A 19,273-nucleotide genomic window follows, 5' to 3' on the forward strand; every position below is an offset into this window, starting at 1 on the left:
TGCATGGGAACGAGGACGTCAGCCCTGGCGCGTGCCCCGGGCGTGGGGAATCAGGACGGAATAGAGCGTGCTCATGACGGGGGTGGGGATGCCCAGGGCATGGCCACGCCGGGCCACCGTGCCCTGGAGGTACTCGACCTCCAAGGTCTTGCCCGCGTCGAAGTCCACCATCATCGACGGCCGCATCTCGCGGGGCAGGTCCTCCATGAAGCGCACCACGTCCTCCGCGCGGGTGGTGGTGACGACGCCCTCCGCCGCGGCCACGCGCAGCACCTCCGACACGGCCTCGCGGAACATCTCCCGGAAGAAGGGCCCCTCGCGCAGCACGCCCACCGCCGAGCGCCCCGCCGTGCAGAACCCGGACATCGACGCGAGGAAGGCCAGCTTCTCCCAGAGGGGCCCGCGGATGTCCGCCACCGCCTCCACGTTGAGCCCCGCGCGGGCCAGCTCCTCCTTGAGGACCCGCACGCGCTCGGAGACGCGGGACGTGTCGCCGAAGGCCTCGCCTAGCACGATGCGGTGGAGCGTGCCCACCTGGCGGATGACGCCGGGCTCGTGGATGGCGGTGGACATGTACGTCGTCCCTCCGACGACCGTGAGCTCGCCCACGGCGGCGGCGACCTCCGACGGGCTGTCCACGCCGTTCTGGAGCGTGACGACCACGGCGCCGGTGCCTCCCAGCGCGGGCCGCTCCGACGCGGCGACCAGGGCCTTCACCTGCGGGAGCACGCTGGCGACGTCGTAGTTCTTCACCGCGAGGACCACCACGTCCACGGGCCCCAGCCGGGCGGCGTCCTCCTCGGCGCGGACGGGGACGGTGAAGTCTCCCTCCACGCTCAGGATGGTGAGCCCACGCGAGCGCATGGCACTCAGGTGCGCCCCTCGCGCGAGGAAGCGCACGTCATGTCCCGCGCGCACCAGCCGCGCGCCGTAGTAGCCGCCCACTCCACCTGAGCCCACGATGGCGAATCGCATGGCCGGAGAGGATAGCGGAGCGGCGCCGCCACGCCACGGGGCTTCCGGGGGAGGACCTGGACTTCTCGCGAGCGCCCTCGCGCCAGGGGTCCTCCCGCGTCAGGCCGGGCTCAGCCCGCGAGCGGGCGGATTCGCGTGCCCGTGTCCCAGCCGAGCGCGCCGCTGGCGGCCAGCAGGTCCGCGCGGGGCGTCCGGGCCTCGGAGATATAGGCGGCGGTGGCCTCGGGGGAGGCGCAGATGGGGAGGATGCGCTCGGGAATCATCATGTCGCTGACGAAGGCATCCGCCACGAACGTGTCGCGGCTCGCGGTGACCAGCAGGTCGATGAGGTGCGCGGGAGGCGGCTCGAGCAGCGCGTTGCTCCAGTGCGTCGTCGGCGCGACGGCGGCCCACATGCGCGCGTCGGTGTCGCGGCAGAAGGCCTCGTCGAAGGGACGCTCCGCGAGGAGCGCGTCCGTGATGGCGTGGGCCAGGGCGAAGGCGGACGCGGAGGCGCCGTTGGCGCCCTGTCCCGCGACGGGGTCGTTCGTCACGTGCGTGTCGCCCACCGCCATCACGAAGCGGCCCTCGCCCAGCGGCGCCCACGCGCGGCGCACGGCGGGCGTGAAGCCTCCCTGGAGGAAGTCCAGCGGACCGCGCACGCCGAACTCCGTCGGGTCGATGCGCTCATACGTGGCGGGCGCGAAGCGGCGCATGACCTCCAGCAGCGACGCGTCGAGCGCGGCCGGGTCGTCGTCGCGCTTGCGGGAGATGAGCGCCGCCAGCTCCGTGCCGGGAATCGCCTCGATGAGGGTGCTGGGGACGCGGCCGTGGCGCGTGATGATCTGCGACTCGAAGACCTCGCCCTGACCCGGAATCAGGTTCGTGTGCATGCTCGTCGGCTGCGGCATGCGCAGGCCCTCGAGCAGCGCGGCGAACAACACCCTCGGCGGCTTCGTGTGCGGCGACAGCTCCGGGATGCGCGGGAACAGCCCGGTGAGACCATTGCGTCCGGTGGCGACGACCATCAGCGTGTGGCGGCTGGCCAGCTTCTCCAGCATGACGGCGTCCACCGGCAGGATTTCGAGCCGCCCCCCGCGCTCCACGAAGGCCTCCGCGAGCCGAGGCTGATAGACGCGATAGTCCACGCACAGGCTCGGGTCGCTCAGCCGGCCCTGCACGGAGAAGGGCTGCGGGGCATGCACGTGGATGCTGAGCCGCTTCATCGCCAGCTCCGGCACCCCCCAGAAGTCCACCCACACCTCCCGCTCACGTGCTCGCGTGGGCGCATGGTGCGTCACGGTGTTCAGGAGTCGTCCGGTGCGGACCGCGTCCGGCTCCTGTTCCGAGTAGAGGGTCACCGGAATCCCCTGGGCGAGAAGCTTCAGACCCAGGTGCAGACCCGCGGTGCCGGCTCCAACGATTCCAATGCTCGCCATCTGCCTCTCCTTCACTTTTTCCAAGTCGAAAGACCGAGGTCGGGGAAGCGTCTCCCCGGGATGTGGGGTTCCCCAGGTGTTCCAGGGTGTGCGGGGCTGCATATCACAATGCGGGTGGAGTTCTTTAATTTCCCCATACACTGAGTCTCAGGACCAGACGGGTCCCCCTGTACCCGTTCGCGACCGGATGGAGTGCTTCCAGGTTGGGGGCGGAGCGTCGGGGACCGTACAGTCGAGGGATGAGCGCGGCCCTGGATGTGGTGTTGGAGGTCGGTGACGTCACCGAAGTGACGGCGGATGTCGCCCTGTTCAAATATGCACAAAGGCTGTACGGCGCGGCCGAGTCGGTGGCGCGGCGGCTGGAGGTCGTGGGGGTTCCGCCCGCGCAGGTGATGGTGGAGCCGGGGGAGTTCCGCTTCGTGGAGACGCGGGGCGTGGTGGGCTCGCCGCTGGCGCTCTTCCTGGGCACGGTGCGGCTGGGTGCGTTCGGCTACCACGAGATTCGCCAGTTCACGCAGCGCGCGCTGAAGGCGATGGAGTCACGCCCGGGGCTCAAGCACGTGGTGAGCACGGTGCACGGGCCCAACTACGGCCTGGACGAGGACGAGGCGGTGCTGGCGCTCGTCGGCGGGCTCATCGAAGCCTTCCAGCGAGGCACTGGACCTCAGGGGTTGGAGCGCTTCACGCTGGTGGAGCTGGACAATCGCCGCGCGCTGCGACTGCGGCGCGCGCTGGAGAAGGGCCTGGGGGGCACCGCGGGCGTGGAGCCGTTGCAGGGAGGCGGCTTCCGGGTGCGCAGGGACCGGGCCTTCGTGCAGGCGCCGGTGATGGCCACCGCGGGCGCGGTGTCGATGGCGAAGCCCCATGCCTTCGTCGCCATGCCCTTCACGCCCGAGCTGGAGGACACGTACCACTACGGCATCCAGGGGCCGGTGAAGTCGGTGGGCCTGTTGTGCGAGCGCGTGGACCAGGCCGTGTTCGACGGGCCCATCATCCAGCGCATCAAGGAGCGCATCGACACCGCGAAGGTCGTCATCGCGGACCTGTCGCTGGCCAACCCCAACGTGTACCTGGAGGTCGGCTACGCGTGGGGCAAGGGCCGGCCCACGCTGCTGCTGGTGCGGGACGTGAAGGAGCTGCGCTTCGACGTGGCCTCGTACCGGTGCATCGTCTACCGCAACATCCGGGAGCTGGAGACGCTGCTGACGCGGGAGCTGGAGCGGATGGACTTCGGCCGCCCCGCGTGACGTGACTACCAGCCGCGCGCCGCGACGGCCCAGGTGTCCGTCACGGTGCCGCCGCGCAGGACGTGCAGCCGCTCGTGCAGGTTGACGGAGGCGCAGACGTGGTTGGGGACGACCCGCACCAGGTCTCCCACGCGCGGGCGCCACGACATGGCGGAGACGTCCAGCAGGCCATGCTCCTCGGAGACGTTGCGGACGACGATGTCCGGCCGGTCCAGGAGCGCGCCGTAGCCTCCCTCGGGGGCCAGGCCCTCTTCCTTGGCCAGCGCCTTGGAGCCCGCGTCGATGACCACCTGTCCGGGCACGGCGGTGCTCACCACGGTGGCCAGCACGGAGAAGGCGCAGTCGTCCCACGCACACGCGCCGATGGACGCGGTGTTGCGGTCATTCAGCACGTTGATGCCCGGGCGGATCTCCGTCAGGCCCTTCACCTCATGCGAGCGCCAGAGCATCGGCGTGGAGCCGCCGCTGACGACCTCGGGCTTCAGCTGCGCGCGCGCCAATGCCTCCAGGAACGCGCCCAGCCGCGTGTTCTGCTCGCGCACGGCTTCGGCTTGTTGGTGCAGCGGCGCGCGCACGTGCCCGGGATAGAAGATGACCCCGCGCCAGGTCAGCGCCGGGGAGGTCTGGATGGCTCGCGCCAGCGCCACGGCCTGCTCGGGAGTCTCGACGCCCACGCGGCGCATGCCCAGGTCCAGCTCCACCAGCACGCCGATGTCGCGTCCGGCTTGCCCGGCCGCGCGGCTCAGGGCCGCCAGGGACTCGGGCGAGTCGAGCGCCACGGTGAGCTTCGTGCGCGCTGGAAGGGACAGGAGCTTCGCGAGCCGGGCCGCGCCCACGGGAGGGTAGGCGAAGAGGATGTCCGGGGTGACGGTGGCCATGACCTCGGCCTCGCGCGGGGTGGCGACGGTGGCGCCCACGGCGCCGGCGGCGAGCTGGAGCGCGGTGAGCTCCGCCGTCTTGTGGGTCTTCGTGTGGGGTCGCCAGCGGAGCCCGTGCTCGCGGGTGTAGCGGGACACGCGCTGGAGGTTCGCCTCCACGCGCTCCAGGTCCACGAGGGCGGCGGGCGTCATGAGCGCTGCGAGCGAGGCGTTCTCCATGCCGCGCATGCTGACACCGCGCGCGGTGCGGCTCCAGTGGAACGCGCGGACGCGACAAGGCCCGCCAGGTGTCCGGAGTCTCCTCCAGGACCAGGCGGGCCTCGTGGGACAGCGGGGCGTCCGTTGCCTTACTTCTGCGCGGGCGCGGGCAGGTTCTTCGCGGGCGGCAGGTACTTCACGCCCAGCTGGCTGAAGATGAACGAGTACGCGTCCACCTCCTCCTCGATGCGCGCGCTGAGCGGGGTGCCGGAGCCGTGGCCCGTCTCCGCGTCGGCGCGCAGGAGGATGGGGCCCTTGGCCGACGTGGCCGCCTGCATCCGCGCCACCATCTTCCGCGAGTGGAACGGGTCCACGCGCGGGTCATTGGCGCCGGAGGTGAAGAGCACGGGCGGGTACTTCGCGCCGTCCTTCACGTTGTGGACGGGGGAGTAGGCGAGGAGCGCCTTGAACTGCTCGGCGTCCTTCACCGTGCCGTACTCGGTGACGTTGAACTGGCCGTTGGACGTGCGCTCCGAGCGGAGCATGTCGTAGAGGCCCACGCGGGCCACCACGGCGCCATAGGCCTCCGGGTGCTGCGTGACGACGGCGCCCATCAACAGGCCGCCGTTGCTGCCGCCCTGGATGGCCAGCTTCTTGGGCTGGGTGTACTTCTTCTCCACCAGCAGCTTCGCGCAGGCGTAGAAGTCGTCGAAGACGTTCTGCTTCTTCGTCAGCGAGCCCTCGGCGTGCCACTGCTCGCCGAACTCCGAGCCACCGCGCAGGTTGGCCACCGCGTAGACGCCGCCCTGCTCCAGCCACAGGCCCGCCAGCGCGTTGAAGCCCGGGGAGATGGAGATGTTGAAGCCGCCGTAGCCCGTGAGCAGCGCGGGGTTGTTGCCGTTGAGCTTGGTGCCCTTCTTCTTGAGGATGGTGAGGGGGACCTTGGTGCCGTCCTTCGACGTGGCCTCGGTGCGGATGACCTCCACGTCGCTCACGTCCAACGGGCTGGTGCGCGCCAGGGCCGTCTTCGCCACCTGGCCGTCCTTGACGGTGAAGCGGTACCAGGCCTGCGGCTGCACGAAGCTGACGTTGCTGAAGTAGACGTCGTCACCCCCCGCGCTCACCAGCCCGCCCACCGACGACACCGGCGGCGTCGGGACGAGGCCCAGGTCCTTGCCCGCCAGGTCCACCATGCGCACCTGCGACGGGCCCCCGAGCTGCTCGTTGATGTAGAGGCGCGTCTTGGCCGCGTAGACACCCTGGATGCTGGCCTGGCCCTCGGGCACCAGCACGGTGGCCTTGTCCAGTGACGGCGTGGCCAGGGGCAGGCGCAGCACCTTGCCACGCGGGGCGTCCTGCCGGCTGAGCAGGTAGATGTTGCCGTCGTGGCCGAACTGCGAGCCGATGACCTTGTCCGCGAACTTCGTCACCTGCGTCCACTTCCCCTCGGGGCCGTGGAGGAAGAGCATGAACTCGCCGCCGTCGCCGTTGGCGACCAGCGCGGAGGTGTACTTGCCGTCCGGAGACGACTCCAGGTCGGTCATCGCGATGCGCGGGAAGTCCTTGCCCAGCGCGTACGTGTCCTTCTCCGTGGGCGTGCCCAGCTTGTGGAAGTACACCTGCTGGAAGAAGTCGCGGTCCGCGGGGGCGCGCTCCTCGCCGCGCGGATAGCGCGTGTAGAAGAAGCCCGTGCCGTCCGCGTTCCAGGCGACACCGCCGCCCGCGGTGCCGCCGTTGACCCGGGGCACCAGCTCACCCGGCAGCTGCTTGCCCGTGGCCACGTCATAGATGACGACGTCGCCGCTCTCGGTGCCCTTCTTCGACAGCGACACCGCCAGCTTCTTGCCGTCCCGCGTGGGGACGAAGAAGTCGATGGTGGTGTGGCCCGCCGGGTCCAGCACCATCGGGTCCAGCAGCACACGCTCCTTCGACGCGTCCTCCACCGAGTCGAGCACCACCACGAACGGCTGCTGTCGGGGCGGCTGGAACTTCCCCGCGAAGAGGGTGCCGCCCGCCTCGGTCAGCTTGCCGTAGCCCGGCGACTTCCAGGTGAGCAGCTGGGTGATGCGCTGACGCAGCGGCTCGCGGCCGGGGAGCTTGTCCAGGATGGCGCGCGTGTGGGCGTTCTGCGCGTCGTTCCATTGCTTCACGCCCGCGTCGTCGGACGCCTCCAGCCACTGGTACGGGTCCTGGACCTGCGTGTCGTGGTAGGTGTCCACCACTTCCTTCTTCTCCGTCGCGGGCGGCTTGGACGGGCCCTTGCCCGCGGCGGGGGACGCCAGTGGCAGCAGCAGGGTCGCCGCGGCCAATGCGGTGGTCAGCTTCATTTGCACCTCGGGGGAATGGTGAAAGCGGACGCAGCCTGCCACGTCTCTTCCCGCCATGGCGCACGTTCCCCGCTGGGGAATGTCACCCTTGGACGCGCGTTCCCTGGGGTTGCGCCCAGGCGCGCGGTGCGTCAAGCGTGCCCCGGGAATCCCAAGCTGCCCGACGTCACGGCGCGCGCAGGGGAAGCTCGACCAGTGCGGCGGCGAAGCGGTCGAAGGCCTCGTTGGCGGGCAGCGTCGTGCCCTCGTCCATGTTGCCCAGCATCAGCGCGAAGACGACGCGGGGATGCTCCGCGTCACCGGGCCGGTCCACCACGCCCGTGAAGCACTTCTGTCCGGAGAGGGTGCCGGTCTTCGCGCGGATGCGGCCCGCGGTGAGGGGCGTGACGGGCCGGGTGGCGAGCGTGCCGTCGACCCCCGCGATGGGCAAGCTGTCGACCAGCGCGGCGCCGTAGGGCTCCCGCAGGCTGGTGAAGATGACGCGTGCCAGGCCCCGCGCGGTGGCCAGGTTGTAGCGCGACAGGCCGCTGCCATCGACGGGGCGCAGGTCGCGTGCGGGGATGCCTCGGCGGGTGAGCTCCTGGGCCAGCGCGGTGCTCAGCGCGGAGTAGCCCTCCAGTCCGCCCCGCTCGCGCGCGAAGCGCAGGCCCAGCCGCTCCGCGTAGAGGTTGAGGGACTGCTTGTTGGTGACCTTCACCAGCTCCGACAGCGGCGGGCTGACCAGGGTGACCAGGGGCTCCGGCGTCGGGGGGCGCAGCGGGCCGGGGGCCTCCAGGGTGAAGGGCAGGCGGGGCACGCCGCGCCGGGTGAGGGCCTCCTCCACGCACGCGGCGAAGAGCACCTGGGGCTCATCCACGGAGAGCTTCACCGTGGCGGAGCGAGGGCACTGGGTCGCGGAGGAGCGCCACACGCACCTCACGCCGGGTCCAGCGCGCAGGCGCGTGCAGGAGAGGTTGGCGCGCTCCGCGTTCGCCTCCACGCGCACCACGGCGGTGAAGGTGGCGAAGGCGGGCGTCACCTGCAGCGTCGGAGGCAGCGTGCAGTCGGAGCCCTCCGCGCGGGACAGCGCGAGGTCCACCACGTTCTCCCGGAAGACGAACGCGGTGGGCGCGGCGCTGTAGGCATACGCGGCATCATCCCAGGCCCAGCCAGGACCGAAGCCGACGTCCATGTCCTCCGCGCCGCGCACGCGCACCTGTCCCTTCCACTGGCGCACGCCGCGCGAGTGGAGCGCGTCCGCGACCTGCTCACACGCGGTCGCCGTCTCGGGGAATCTCCACGAGCCGAGCGACGGGTCTCCCGAGGGCTCCACGACGAGGTCCCCCAGGAACAAGCCCTCCACCAGCGAGCCCTCCATGGAGACGGGCGTCTGGAAGCGGAAGTCCGGCCCGAGCGCGGAGAGCACCGACGCGGTGGAGACGACCTTCATGGTGGACGCGGGCAGCAGGCGCACGTGTTCGCGGTGCGCGTACAGGGGCTCTCCGGTGGTCGCATCCAGCACGTAGGCACTGGCGAGCGCTCCCTCGTCCTCCAGGGTGGAGAAGAGGCCCTGGGCCACCGCGTCCACGGACGATGGAGTCTGGGGCTGCTGTGTGTGGCGGCAGCCGGAGTGCAGGGCGGTGGCGGCCAGGAGAAGGGAGAGGGGCAGGGCTCGGCTCATCACGACGCCACGCTATACCAAGGCCCGCTGGAGTCATCGCCCCAGCTGCTCCGCTTTGTACCGAAGCAATATCTTCTCGATGATCAAGGAGCGGATGACGGGCTGCTCCAGACGCAGCTCGCGTGCGAACTCCGTGGCCAGCTCTCCGACAGTCACACGCCGGTTGACCATCTGTTTCTTGCGACGGACGACGATGCTCTTCCGGTAGGTGATGAGGATGGCGTCTTCGTGGACGAGCGTCCGGAGGTAGCTGTCCCGAAGCTTCATGTACTGGGTGCAGAGAAAGCCCCGCGCCTCGATGGCGACCTTCTCGATGCGGTTCTTCCCCCACTTGTAACTCACACTCGTCACGGACGCCTTGGCGCCGGCGCGGACCTCCTTGTCGAGGAATCTCTGCGTCAGGTCCGCGTCCTCCGAAGAGGTGATGAAGCACGGGTCATAGAGCATCCCGTGGCTGACGGTGACGACCTGCTCGATGGGCCGGGTGGCCCCGCCTGGCTGGGCCTTGGTCTTCTTCAACTGCCCTGTCGGGAGGTAGTCGAAGCGCGCGATGCCACTGCCCAATCCCGCCCCGGTGTATCGCTGCTGGCTCTTCACCCCGAAGGACTCCTCGTTGTCGGAGTCATAGCCGTCAGGCAGCGCGTCCGAGTCGAGGACGTTGACGTCACACAAGACGACGTCTGTCCGGTTGCCCAGGAGCTGGCCATAGGTCTGGGCCGCCAGCCGTGACATGCCGAACCCGACCACGGGCTCGAGACATCGCCAGGCCACCAGACCGACCTGGAACTCCTCCAGGATGTCCGCGAGGTGCTTCATGTAGGTCGCGGCTTCCGAGGCATGGACGACGAGCATCGTCGGGCGGGTGGCCGCACGCGCGGCCCAGACCAGCTTCCCGACGAAGTCCCGATCCGTGAGCATCCTCGGGCAGCCGACGGAGGGGATGGTCAACACCTTGCGGTCGAGCCTCGGGTCCTGCTCGAGGCTCCGGTCGATGGGCAGGAGCAGGGGCAGGAAGGTGAATGAGACGGAGCCGCCACCCCGCCGCCTCCGCAGCTCTTCGCAGGTCTCCGCGTTCAGTGTCTCGGAGCAACCCACGGGGTCGTACTTCAGCGCTCCCCGTCCCTCGTTGTCGTGGTAGCGGTAGTGGAACGAGCAGGTGGCGATCGGGGAATCCGAGAGGGGTTGGATGCCTCCCAGCGGATAGTCGAGGACCTTCTTCGCGCGCTCCTTCGCGACCAGACTGGCGCCGGTCTGGGTGTCGACGAAGAACGCGCTGTTGTCGCGCGCCTCGGGGGGCGCGACGGAGCGGAGTCGCTCGAATTTCTTGTGTGCGGAAGCGACTTGATCCGGTGTGAACTTGCGGTGGGGCACGGTTCTTCTCCTCTCGGTTCGGTGTCGATGGAGCTTCGAAGCGTGTCGGTGGAACGAGGGCCCTGACGGAGGCTTCCGTCAACGCGGTCCGCCGACACGCGAGTGGCCTGTCGTGTCCGGCGGCCGACGCGCTACGCTGCGTGCATTCATCCTTGGATGGTTCCGCATGACTCCCGCCTTGCTGCTGTCGCTGCTCCTGGCCCAATCAGAAGCACCTTCGCTGCACTACACCGCCTTCCTGGAGGAGGAGGCCGGCCCCCGCACGTTGGAGAGCTATGACTTCACGCAGTGGGAGCCCGCCGAGAAGAAGGTGAACCTCTTCGTCGGCGTGGATGAAGCGAACCTGCGGCAGACGGCCTCCGCCGATGCGCCGGTGGTCACCACGCTGCCCCTGGGCGCCGCGGTCCGCGTCGTCTCCCGAGGCAAGGACCGCCTGAAGGTGGGGGAGTACGTCAACCACTGGTACTCGGTGGAGTACACGAAGGAGAAGCAGACCTTCAAAGGCTGGCTCTTCGGCAACACGCTCACTCCTTTCCGCTTCGAGGCGGACTTCGACGGTGACGGCGAGAAGGAGGTCGCCACCGTGGTGATGAGCAACGACTTCAAGATTCGCATCCGCTTCATGGAGCCGAAGGCGAAGCCCTCGCGCCGCGTCACCAGCGTGGACGTCATGCCCGCGGGTCAGAGCTACCTCAACGTCGACGGCGGGCCGGTGGTCGTGAAGCTCATCGCCGCGAAGGTTGCGGGTGTCACCCTGTTGCAGGTCGACTCCAAGCCCGAGGCGTGCAGCGACTACAAGACCACCTACGTGAGCTACCAGGTGCCCGAGAACAAGCCGGGCGTGCTGGGCCAGGCGAAGAACGCGCTCGACGTGGCGGGCTTGTCGGACCCGCCCAATGTCTCCTCCTACGAGGTCACCTTCCAGTCGGGGGCGAAGGAGCTCACGGTCGTGCACAGCCGGACCGAGGAGGACGAGGCCGGCAAGGAGAAGAAGTCGAAGGAGCGCGAGCGCTACGGCTTCCGCGACGGTGTCTACGCGGAGCTCAAGGCCGACCCGCCCGCCACGGCGGAGACACAGCCGTAGCGGGCCTGGGGCCTGGGGCTACCCGGGCCAGGGCGACAGCTTCTCGCGCTCGTACTTCTGCAGGAGCGCGTGGGTGGCGCGCGCGGCCGTCTCCACTTCCGTGCGGCCGAGCCCCTTCGGGAGGTTGGCGATGAGCGTGGGGAACGCGCCGTCGAAGACGAGCAGGTTCTCCAGCTCCAGTGGGTCGTTCTGCAAGTCGTAGAGTTCCCACTGGTCGGCGTGGGTCCCCGACGGGTCCCACGTCCTCGCCAGCTTCCAGCGCGGCGTGCGGACGCACCGGACGTGGTTGGGCTGGCACACCGCGCCCGAGGCGAGGAAGGGGACCTTGCCCGCGCGCGTGGTGCCTTCGCGCAGCGCCTCGACGGAGCGGACGAACACGGAGAACAGGGCCTCGTCGTGTTCCTGGTGCGGGTCGCCGTTGGGCGGCAGCGGCTCGGTGATTTCGTCGTCGGTGACGAAGAGCACGCCCTCGCGGGTGCTGCCATCGGGCTCCGTCACGGTGTTCGTCTCACCGCGCGCGAGTGGGCTCAGGTCCGCGCCGACGAAGGGCGGCACGGGGCGGTGCAGGCGCAGCTCGGTGCGCAGCTCCGCGACCTCGCCCCGGGAGATGCCGGCGAGTCCCAGCAGCGTGGGGAGGACGTCCACGTGGCTGGTGAGGGCGTCAATCTGCCGCGTCTTCGCGGGCACGTCCTTCGTCGGGAAGCGCACGACCAGCGGCACGTGGAGCGCCTCCTGATAGGCCGTGTGCCACTTCTCCATCATGTAGCCGTGGGCTCCGGCGTATTCGCCGTGGTCCGAGAGGAACACCACCAGCGTGTTGTCCGCCTGGCCGCTCTCCTCGAGCGTGTTCAGCACGCGCGCGATGTGGCCGTCCACCAGGTGGATGAGCCACGTGTAGTACTGGTTGAAGCGCAGGGTGGACACGTCCGGCGCGGCGGTGAGCTGGAAGGGGATGCCCGAGTTGAGCGTGACGGTGACGGGGTCGATGCCCTCCTTCGCCTGATGCAGGGAGAGCCCCGTCTTCGACGCGAGCGCCAGCCCCATCTTGTAGGCGTAGTCGCGCTGGCAGCTCGGCTTGTTGACCAGCGGGTCGTGCACGTTGGGCGGCAGGTGGGCGTTGTGCTGCGGGAAGTCGAGCGGGTTCAGCGCGAACGACATCGTGCCCGCGACGGGGACGACGGAGCGGGCCGTCTGGCCCGGCACGGACAGGGGACCCACGGGCGCGGACGTGGAGTCGAGCTGCCGCGGGAGGATGGGGTAGGTGGCGATGTCGTGCGGGTTGGTGAAGGACGCGACGGCGAACCACGGCTGGGGCTCGGTCGAGGGCGGGTTGCCGAGCGGCGCCACATAGTCCTGCTCCCCGAGCGTCCGGTTGTAGGGCTGTCCCAGCGCCATCCGACGCAGGAACGTGCAGGCCAGGTCCGCGAAGCCCACGTCCCGGAAGGCACCCAGGTTGTTGACGGAGGAGCCATGCGGCTCGGGATACGACAGCTCCCAGTCGTCGAAGCCATAGCGCTTCAGCGAGTGCTCGGGCGGGTTGCTGACGTGCCACTTGCCGAAGTAGTGCGTGTGATAGCCGGCCTGCTGGAACCAGTGGCCGATGGTGGGAATCCCCTCGGGAGACAGCCAGGGGAAGGCGGAGGCATCCCCGCTCTTGAAGAGCCCGTCCGTCTGCGTGACGCCCGTGCGCGTGCCGTACTGGCCGGTGTAGATGGCGGCGCGGCTGGGGATGCAGGCCGAGGCGGCGATGGTGTGGTTGCGGAAGACGGCCGCGTTCTTCCTCAACGCGGCGAAGCCCGGGAAGAACTTCCGGAAGGGATTGTCCTCGCCGCCCTCGTCGATGAAGCCGAGGATGTCTTTGATGCCGGGGAGGAACCCCCCGTCCGGCCCGTAGGCGAACCGGGGGAACATGAGCTGATCCACCGTCAGCAGGAGGATGTTGGGGCGCGTGGACTGGGACATGGGGGCAGACCTCCGGAAGGGGGGCCTGCAAGCGATTGCATCCACCGTGCCGAGAGGGGTTGACGCAGCGTGAAGCGCGGGGGGACGGGGCTCGGGGGCGGGGTCCTGGCGTGATGTCGGGACGCATGCGCGTACGGCCTGGACGCGGATTCGGCCCGGAGGCAAGCACCAAGAGTGCCTTGACGCGGCCGCTCGCGCCCCCCATCCTGCCGCGCCCCATGCCTGTCCTCCGTGGTGCAGTCACCTTCTCGCGCTTCCGCGTTGAACACGCGAAGGAAGCGCCTTCCGACATCAAGCGCTGGCTGACCCGTGGTCTCAAGGCGCACGCGTTCGAGCCCATCGACCGCCGCTCCGAGGATGACCGCGCCGCGGGCTTCGTGGAGCTGGAGAACGCCGACGCTGTCGACTTCTCCGCCGGCCGCGTCTTCTATGGCGAGTACGCGCTCTTCTCCTTCCGCATCGACTCGCTCAAGGTGCCCGCGGCGGCGATGAAGGCGGAGCTGGCGAAGTGGTCCGCCAACTTCGAGCAGGAGAATGACCGGCCGGCCAGCCGAGGCGAGAAGACGCAGGCCAAGGCGCAGATCAAGCAGATGCTGCGCACGCGCGCCACGCCTCGCACCAACGTGCTGGACGTGAGCTGGAACCAGACGACGCAGCAGATGCAGATCTGGGCCGCGTCTCGCAAGGTGGTGGAGGAGATCATCATCGCGCTGGAGAACGCGCTGTCGCTGAAGTTCGTGGGCCTGACGCCCGCGGCCATCGCGCAGACGTCGGGACTCGACGAGGGGGCCCTGGGGCCCACCGCGGAGCTGATTGGCATGGACCTGCCGGCGACGGCGGAGGTGGCGCATGGGGAAGCGTGATCAGGCGCGGGCGGATGCCGCCTTCGCGCGAGGTGATGTCGGCGTCGACGGCGCCGCCACCGAGGAGACGAAGGACGTCGCCGAGGTCGAGAAGGGGCAAGCCCGCGAGCAGCTGCTCCGAGGCCGCGCCTACCTGGGTCGCGAGCTGCTGACGTGGCTCCTGTGGCGCTCGGAGACGGGCGACGCGCTGGTGGAGCACGAGGGCGCGGGCGTCAACGTGCTCTTCATGGGCCGCATCATCCTGCGCGGCGTCGCGGGCGACGTCACGGAGATGAGCGCGAAGGGCACCCTGGCGCCGTACTCGCTTCAGGTGAAGGAGGCCTTGGACAAGGGCCTCCTCGTCGCCCAGGCGCGCATCCGCTTCACCCACGGGGAGAAGGAGTACGAGGCCACGCTCGACTCCGAGTTCCTCGATGTCCGCGCCGCGAAGCTGCCCGCGCTGATGAGCGAGGAGGAGGATGACCAGCTCAACGAGCGGCTCTACCTCACCGAGCAGCTCTCGGCGATGGTGGACGCGCTCGTGAATGCCTTCCTCAAGGTGCGCGTGGGGAAGACCTGGAGCAAGCAGGTCGTCCCGGCGATGAAGGAGTGGATGAAGGGTGACGAGCAGGGCGCGGACGCGCTCTCCAAGGCGTCTCGCGCGCGGGGCAAGGAAGCCCGCGCCGCCCGCCACTGAGTCACCGCCGCATCCCTTCGTGGGCCCGCGAGGACGGCGGGCTCACGGAGCAGGTGGCGCGAGCGCGCGGAGGCCTTCCGCGACCGCGACGCCGATGTTGCCCATCAGGTCCTGCCGCGCGTTGACCACGTACAGGTGCGGCGTCAGCGCCCAGATCTCGCGCTGGATGCGGCGGGGCGCGGGGGCGGGCTGGGTGCTCAGCTCGGCTTGCAGCAGCGGCAGCACCTTGTCGGAGAGCCGCAGCGCGGTGTCCATGACGAAGATGCTCAGGTGTGGACGCAGCGCGCGCACCCGGCGGAAGAAGGCCCCCACCTCGTCGGGCGCCAGGTGCTTGGGCGGCGAGGACTTCATCTCCAGATAGAGGAGCCGACCCTCCGCGGTGGCGACGACGTCCAGGTCTCCTCCCACGTCGGGGGCATGGAACTTCACGCCCGCGGCCACGTCGAAGCCGAAGCGGACGCGCAGCTCGTGGGCGACGTACCACTCCAGCGTGCCGCCGAAGCTGGCGGCGGGGTGGCGCAGCCGGTAGCGCCCCTCGGGCTCGCGCACGGCCAGGTCCATGGCCACCAGGTCCTCGGCGAAGTCGGTGGCGCGCGCGGGCTCCAGGTAGCGCGTGGCCTCCATCGGCGTGAAGCTGCCCTGGCGCAGGATGGCGCCGCGCAGGAAGAGGCGGAAGGCGTAGTGGCCCAGCCGATCCACGAGCTGCTCCGCGCGAGGGCCTCGCACGTCGGCGGGGAAGGGCAGGTCCAGCGGGGCCACGGTGGCCTGGAAGCCTCGGCGCGCCAGCATGGCCAGGGGCTCGTTGCCCGGCGGCGTCAGCACGCGGGTCGTGGGGGCGGCGCTGGCTTCGTCCAGCTCCAGCTCACGCGCCGTGGGAAGCTCTTCCTCGTGGGGCGGCTGAACCGTCATGGCCCCACCCTAGTCGCTTCCGCGGGCGGGTGCGCTGCGCCGGTGCTCACTGCACGTAGACGGGGCAGTAGCGCAGGAACTCGGTGACGGGGGGCTGGCAGAGCTGGAGCAGTCGCGCGTCGTCGCCGAAGCTCTTGCTCTGGGCCTGGAGGAAACACGAGGCCGGGTCATCGTCGCTCGTGGCGAACTGGCAGAGCTGGAGGGCCTGGCCTTGGGTCAGCGAGCCCTCCTTCTGGACGCGGAGGAAGCACTCCGCGGGCGCGGTGGAGCGAGCGCCTCGGCACAGCTGGGTGGCGGTGTAGTCGTCCGACGCCTGGGTCGCGGCGGTGTAGCAGGAGACCTGTGGAGCGGTGGCCTCCTTGGCCTCATCCTCCTGCGCGAACGCACCGCCAGGGGCCAGGGGGCCGAGCAACAGGCTCAGTCCTCCCAGGCCCGCGAGGTGGCGAAACAACGGGCGTCTCGAGTTGTCTGGGGTCATCGCGGGCCTCGTGCCTGGAATCTAGGCAGGGCCCCGCGCGGGGTGCGTCAGCCGGAGGTGAGGCCGCTTCCTCGAACGGTCGGCCTCACGCTCCGCGCGGGCTACGACGGGTTTGAATCCTCGCTCGGGGCCGGGCGGCGCTGCGCGCGCAGCTTGTCCAGCGCGCGCTTCGCCACCATCAGTGCACCGGCTCCCAGGGCCGCCTGGACGAGGATGGGGCCGAAGCCACCGCGCCCCCCGAAGATGATCTGCTCGAGCGCGCGCAGCGACGCCAGGGCTCCGAAGGCGCCGAAGAAGATGAGTCGCAGGTACAGGAAGAAGGTCATTGCGGCGTCATGCTCGCACGCGCATCACCAGGGGTCGACGCCCTTCTTCTCCGACGGCGTCTGCGTGTACGAGGTCTTGTACACCGCGCCCGCCGCGTTGAGCGTCGCGCCGAGGAGCTCGATGCTTCCCTGGCGCAGCTCGCCCTTCAGGAGGTTCTTCGTGCCGTCCTTCAGGAAGGAGATGGACTCGAGCCCGTGCGCGGTGAACTCGCTGCGGTCGCCGGTCTCCACCTTCTTGACGTTGTCGATGACGCTCTTCTGGGAGTTCTTGGAGATGCCGTAGTTGAAGGCATCCAGCACCATGTTCACGCCCTGGACCTGCTGGGAGTAGTCGCTCTTCTTCCCCTGCGTGGTCGCGTCGATCTCCTTGCGCGCGGGGTTCGTGATGACGTGGTTGCTGATTCGCTTGATCATGGCGCCTTCTCTCCTGAGGGGGCGGGGCCCGGAGGCGACCCGCGCTGGGACACTCTGGAAAGATTGTCGGCGGATGTGCGCGAGAGTTTCCGCTGTCATTTTTCTCCCCACATCCGTGCCCGCACTCGGGGTCCTGTACAGTGAGGCCCTTCCTCGGCCGTGGAGAGGGCATGGCGGACGTGGCACCCAGCCTTGGGGCGGACTGGCGGGAGTGGCTGGCGGAGAACGTGGTGCGGGGCGTGGACGTGGAGCGCCTGGTCGACACGCTCGTGGCCGCGGGGCATTCCCCCGCCACGGCGTGCGCGGAGGTCTGCGCCACGCGAGAGCACCCCGCGGTGCGGGCGGGGCTTGGACACACGCGGCTGCACGAAGACACGCTGTCCCTGCTCGACACGCGCGTCTGGCTCCATCGCCAGGCCGGAGCCCATCGCCAGGTGGAGCGGCAGGCGGACTTGCCTGTCGCGGAGGTGATGACGCGCTACTACCTGGCCCACCGCCCGGTGCTGCTCGAGGGCTTCATGCGCGACTGGCCCTTGATGGAACGCTGGACACCGCAATCCCTCGCAACCTCGCGGGGGGAGGTCGCGGTGGAGGTGATGGCGGGGCGCGAGGCTCGCGCGGACCATGACCTGGAGCCGGACGCCTGCCGCACGGTGATGCGCCTGGCGGAGTTCATCCGCAGGCTGGAGGAGGGGGGACCCAGCAATGACCTCTACCTGACGGCGCGCAACTTCGCGCTGGAGCGGGAGGAGTTGCGGGGGCTGCTGGACGACGTGCGCTACCCTCCGGGGCTGCTCCGGAAGTCAGCGCGTCCAGGCGCGGTGAAGCTCTGGGTGGGCCCCGCGGGGACGCTGACGGGGCTGCATCACGACCTGGGCACGGTCCTCTTCGGACAAGTGTTCGGGCGCAAACGCTTTCGCCTCATTCCCTCGTTCCACACGCACCACGTCTATAGCCATCTCGAGGTGTGGAGTCAGGTCGACGCGGAGCGGCCGGACCTCACACGCTTCCCCGCGTATCGCGAGGCGGACGTGCTCGAGGTCATCGTGGAGCCGGGTGACATGCTGTTGATTCCAGCGGGGTGGTGGCACTGGGTGCATGCGCTGGACGTCAGCGTGTCCGTCACCTTCCAGGAGTTCGACGTCCCGGAGGGCAATACCTGGTGGAAGCTGGGATGACAGCTTCGCGCCGCGCGCTCACTTCTCGAGCGGAGGCGTGGTGGGCGGCTCGGTGGGAGGGGTGCGCTCCCGAGGAGGCGCGATGTGACCTCCGGGATTGGGGACGATGCGCGGCGCCTGACGCGTGGCGGGATTGGGCGGCTGAAGCGGAGCGTTCTTCGGATCAGGAGCCTTGGGCGTCGTCATGCGTTCCCCTGTGTGACGTGTGGGTTTGCACCGGTGGTATATCGCACCCAGTGAATCATGATTCCTGACGAGCGCGAGAGCCTTCCGCCCCAGGTGCTTTCCTGGCTCGCGGAAAACTTGACCTCGGGGGTGGCGCCGTCCCGGCTCGCCCTGGAACTGGTCTCATGGGGCTTGTCCCAGACACAGGCGGACCGGGCCGTGGCGGCGGTGGCCGAGCACCCCGCGGTGCGTCACGGCCTCCAGTCCTCCCACCGGCGTCAGGAATTGGAGTCCCTGCTGGCGGCCCGCGCCCTGCTGCATGCCCAACACCATCCCGGGTCTGCCCCCCTCGACGTCGAGCGCCGGCGCGGCCTGCGCCCGGAGGTGTTCTTCGAGCACTACTTCGCGCGCAACCAGCCTGTCATCGTCGAGGGTCTGCTGGAGGACTGGCCCGCGCTGAAGCGCTGGACACCGGAGTGGCTGGCGCAGCGCTTCGGCGACGAGGAGGTGGAGGTCATGGCGGGCCGAGGCGCCGAGCCAGACCCGGACTTCCATGCGGAGCGGCTGCGGAGGACGCAGTCCATGCGCGCGCTGGTGGCGCAGGTGCGTGGGACGCCCGCGTCGGATGATGTCTATCTCGTGGCGCGCAACAGCCTGCTGTTGAAGCCAGCCTTTCGCTCCCTGCTCGAGGACCTGCGTCCTCCGTCTGGCTTCATCCATCCGGACCTGAGTGCGCCCGACAGCGTCCACCTGTGGTTCGGCCCCGCGGGGACGCTGTCCAACCTGCACCATGACCACCTCAACATCCTCTTCTGCCAGGTGCTGGGGCGGAAGCGCTTCTGGCTCCTGCCTCCCTGTGAGACCCCGCGCCTCTACAACGACCGGGGCCTCTACAGCGCGGTGGACATCCGCGCGCCGGACCCTCGCCGCTTCCCGGACTTCGCGCGGGCCTCGCTGCACTCGTGTGTGGTGGGGCCCGGGGACGCGCTCTTGATTCCCGTGGGCTGGTGGCACGCGGTGCAGGCGCTGGACGTGAGCCTGTCCGTGACGTTCGTCTGCTTCGACAGGCCGGAGCGCAACGTGGAGTGGCGTGACTATTGGATTGGCCCCCGGCCGGAGAAGGTCCAGCGATGAGGGAGTCGGC

The 19,273-nt window shown here is 69.6% G+C and carries 18 protein-coding genes; 6 read left to right on the forward strand and 12 right to left on the reverse strand.

Features of this window, described 5'->3' with window-relative positions:
- Positions 1-18 precede the first annotated feature (18 nt).
- Together MYSTI_RS17830 and MYSTI_RS17835 are read right to left on the reverse strand one after the other, a co-directional pair.
- Positions 19-975 carry a ketopantoate reductase family protein gene (locus MYSTI_RS17830; protein WP_015349170.1) on the reverse strand — a complete coding sequence of 319 codons (957 nt, stop codon included), beginning with the start codon at positions 973-975 and terminating at the stop codon, positions 19-21.
- A 110-nt stretch (positions 976-1,085) separates the two neighbouring features.
- Complete coding sequence (locus MYSTI_RS17835) at positions 1,086-2,393, reverse strand: styrene monooxygenase/indole monooxygenase family protein (RefSeq protein WP_015349171.1); 1,308 nt, start codon at positions 2,391-2,393, stop codon at positions 1,086-1,088.
- Positions 2,394-2,632: 239 nt separating this feature from the next.
- Here MYSTI_RS17835 and MYSTI_RS17840 point away from each other — a divergent pair, with 239 nt between their 5' ends.
- Positions 2,633-3,640 carry a TIR domain-containing protein gene (locus MYSTI_RS17840; protein ID WP_015349172.1) on the forward strand — a complete coding sequence of 336 codons (1,008 nt, stop codon included), beginning with the start codon at positions 2,633-2,635 and terminating at the stop codon, positions 3,638-3,640.
- Positions 3,641-3,645: 5 nt separating this feature from the next.
- Here MYSTI_RS17840 and MYSTI_RS17845 read toward each other — a convergent pair whose 3' ends face one another.
- From MYSTI_RS17845 to MYSTI_RS40820, 4 genes are all read right to left on the reverse strand, one after another.
- Positions 3,646-4,746: an alanine racemase gene (locus MYSTI_RS17845; protein WP_015349173.1), complete on the reverse strand. Its 1,101-nt coding sequence runs from the start codon at positions 4,744-4,746 to the stop codon at positions 3,646-3,648.
- 119 nt (positions 4,747-4,865) lie between these two features.
- Positions 4,866-7,043 carry a prolyl oligopeptidase family serine peptidase gene (locus tag MYSTI_RS17850; protein WP_015349174.1) on the reverse strand — a complete coding sequence of 726 codons (2,178 nt, stop codon included), beginning with the start codon at positions 7,041-7,043 and terminating at the stop codon, positions 4,866-4,868.
- 166 nt (positions 7,044-7,209) lie between these two features.
- Complete coding sequence (dacB, locus tag MYSTI_RS17855) at positions 7,210-8,703, reverse strand: D-alanyl-D-alanine carboxypeptidase/D-alanyl-D-alanine endopeptidase (RefSeq protein WP_015349175.1); 1,494 nt, start codon at positions 8,701-8,703, stop codon at positions 7,210-7,212.
- A gap of 33 nt (positions 8,704-8,736) precedes the next feature.
- Complete coding sequence (locus MYSTI_RS40820; RefSeq protein WP_015349176.1) at positions 8,737-10,074, reverse strand: hypothetical protein; 1,338 nt, start codon at positions 10,072-10,074, stop codon at positions 8,737-8,739.
- Between the two features lie 166 nt (positions 10,075-10,240).
- Between MYSTI_RS40820 and MYSTI_RS17870 the strand changes: the two genes are divergently transcribed.
- Complete coding sequence (locus MYSTI_RS17870; RefSeq protein ID WP_015349177.1) at positions 10,241-11,158, forward strand: SH3 domain-containing protein; 918 nt, start codon at positions 10,241-10,243, stop codon at positions 11,156-11,158.
- A gap of 18 nt (positions 11,159-11,176) precedes the next feature.
- On the opposite strand, the gene MYSTI_RS17875 is transcribed toward MYSTI_RS17870, so the two are convergent.
- On the reverse strand, positions 11,177-13,120 hold the full coding sequence (locus tag MYSTI_RS17875; protein WP_015349178.1) for a sulfatase-like hydrolase/transferase: 1,944 nt from the start codon (positions 13,118-13,120) through the stop codon (positions 11,177-11,179).
- A 218-nt stretch (positions 13,121-13,338) separates the two neighbouring features.
- On the opposite strand from MYSTI_RS17875, the gene rdgC reads away from it, so the two are divergent.
- Both rdgC and MYSTI_RS17885 read left to right on the forward strand, forming a co-directional pair.
- Positions 13,339-13,983 carry a recombination-associated protein RdgC gene (rdgC, locus tag MYSTI_RS17880; protein ID WP_015349179.1) on the forward strand — a complete coding sequence of 215 codons (645 nt, stop codon included), beginning with the start codon at positions 13,339-13,341 and terminating at the stop codon, positions 13,981-13,983.
- On the forward strand, positions 13,970-14,659 hold the full coding sequence (locus tag MYSTI_RS17885) for a hypothetical protein (protein ID WP_015349180.1): 690 nt from the start codon (positions 13,970-13,972) through the stop codon (positions 14,657-14,659). Before rdgC ends, MYSTI_RS17885 begins: the two co-directional genes overlap by 14 nt.
- A gap of 42 nt (positions 14,660-14,701) precedes the next feature.
- Here MYSTI_RS17885 and MYSTI_RS17890 read toward each other — a convergent pair whose 3' ends face one another.
- The 4 genes from MYSTI_RS17890 to MYSTI_RS17905 form a co-directional block, all read right to left on the reverse strand.
- The gene (locus tag MYSTI_RS17890; protein ID WP_015349181.1) at positions 14,702-15,568 is read right to left on the reverse strand and encodes a hypothetical protein; all 867 of its coding nucleotides are present in this window, start codon (positions 15,566-15,568) and stop codon (positions 14,702-14,704) included.
- Between the two features lie 46 nt (positions 15,569-15,614).
- Entirely contained in the window at positions 15,615-16,019 is a 405-nt protein-coding gene (locus MYSTI_RS17895; RefSeq protein ID WP_144370095.1) for a hypothetical protein, read from the reverse strand.
- A 128-nt stretch (positions 16,020-16,147) separates the two neighbouring features.
- Positions 16,148-16,372, reverse strand: a complete 225-nt coding sequence (locus MYSTI_RS17900) for a hypothetical protein (RefSeq protein WP_015349183.1) — start codon at positions 16,370-16,372, stop codon at positions 16,148-16,150.
- Between the two features lie 24 nt (positions 16,373-16,396).
- A complete protein-coding gene (locus MYSTI_RS17905) occupies positions 16,397-16,786 on the reverse strand; it encodes a hypothetical protein (protein WP_015349184.1) in 390 nt (129 codons plus the stop codon).
- 170 nt (positions 16,787-16,956) lie between these two features.
- Between MYSTI_RS17905 and MYSTI_RS17910 the strand changes: the two genes are divergently transcribed.
- Positions 16,957-17,964: a cupin-like domain-containing protein gene (locus MYSTI_RS17910; protein ID WP_015349185.1), complete on the forward strand. Its 1,008-nt coding sequence runs from the start codon at positions 16,957-16,959 to the stop codon at positions 17,962-17,964.
- An 18-nt stretch (positions 17,965-17,982) separates the two neighbouring features.
- On the opposite strand, the gene MYSTI_RS43845 is transcribed toward MYSTI_RS17910, so the two are convergent.
- The gene (locus MYSTI_RS43845) at positions 17,983-18,150 is read right to left on the reverse strand and encodes a hypothetical protein (protein WP_169558643.1); all 168 of its coding nucleotides are present in this window, start codon (positions 18,148-18,150) and stop codon (positions 17,983-17,985) included.
- A gap of 171 nt (positions 18,151-18,321) precedes the next feature.
- Between MYSTI_RS43845 and MYSTI_RS17915 the strand changes: the two genes are divergently transcribed.
- On the forward strand, positions 18,322-19,263 hold the full coding sequence (locus MYSTI_RS17915) for a cupin-like domain-containing protein (protein WP_233278303.1): 942 nt from the start codon (positions 18,322-18,324) through the stop codon (positions 19,261-19,263).
- Positions 19,264-19,273 lie beyond the last annotated feature (10 nt).

This window comes from Myxococcus stipitatus DSM 14675 (genome assembly GCF_000331735.1).
In the GTDB taxonomy this organism is placed as follows: Bacteria; Myxococcota; Myxococcia; order Myxococcales; family Myxococcaceae; genus Myxococcus; species Myxococcus stipitatus.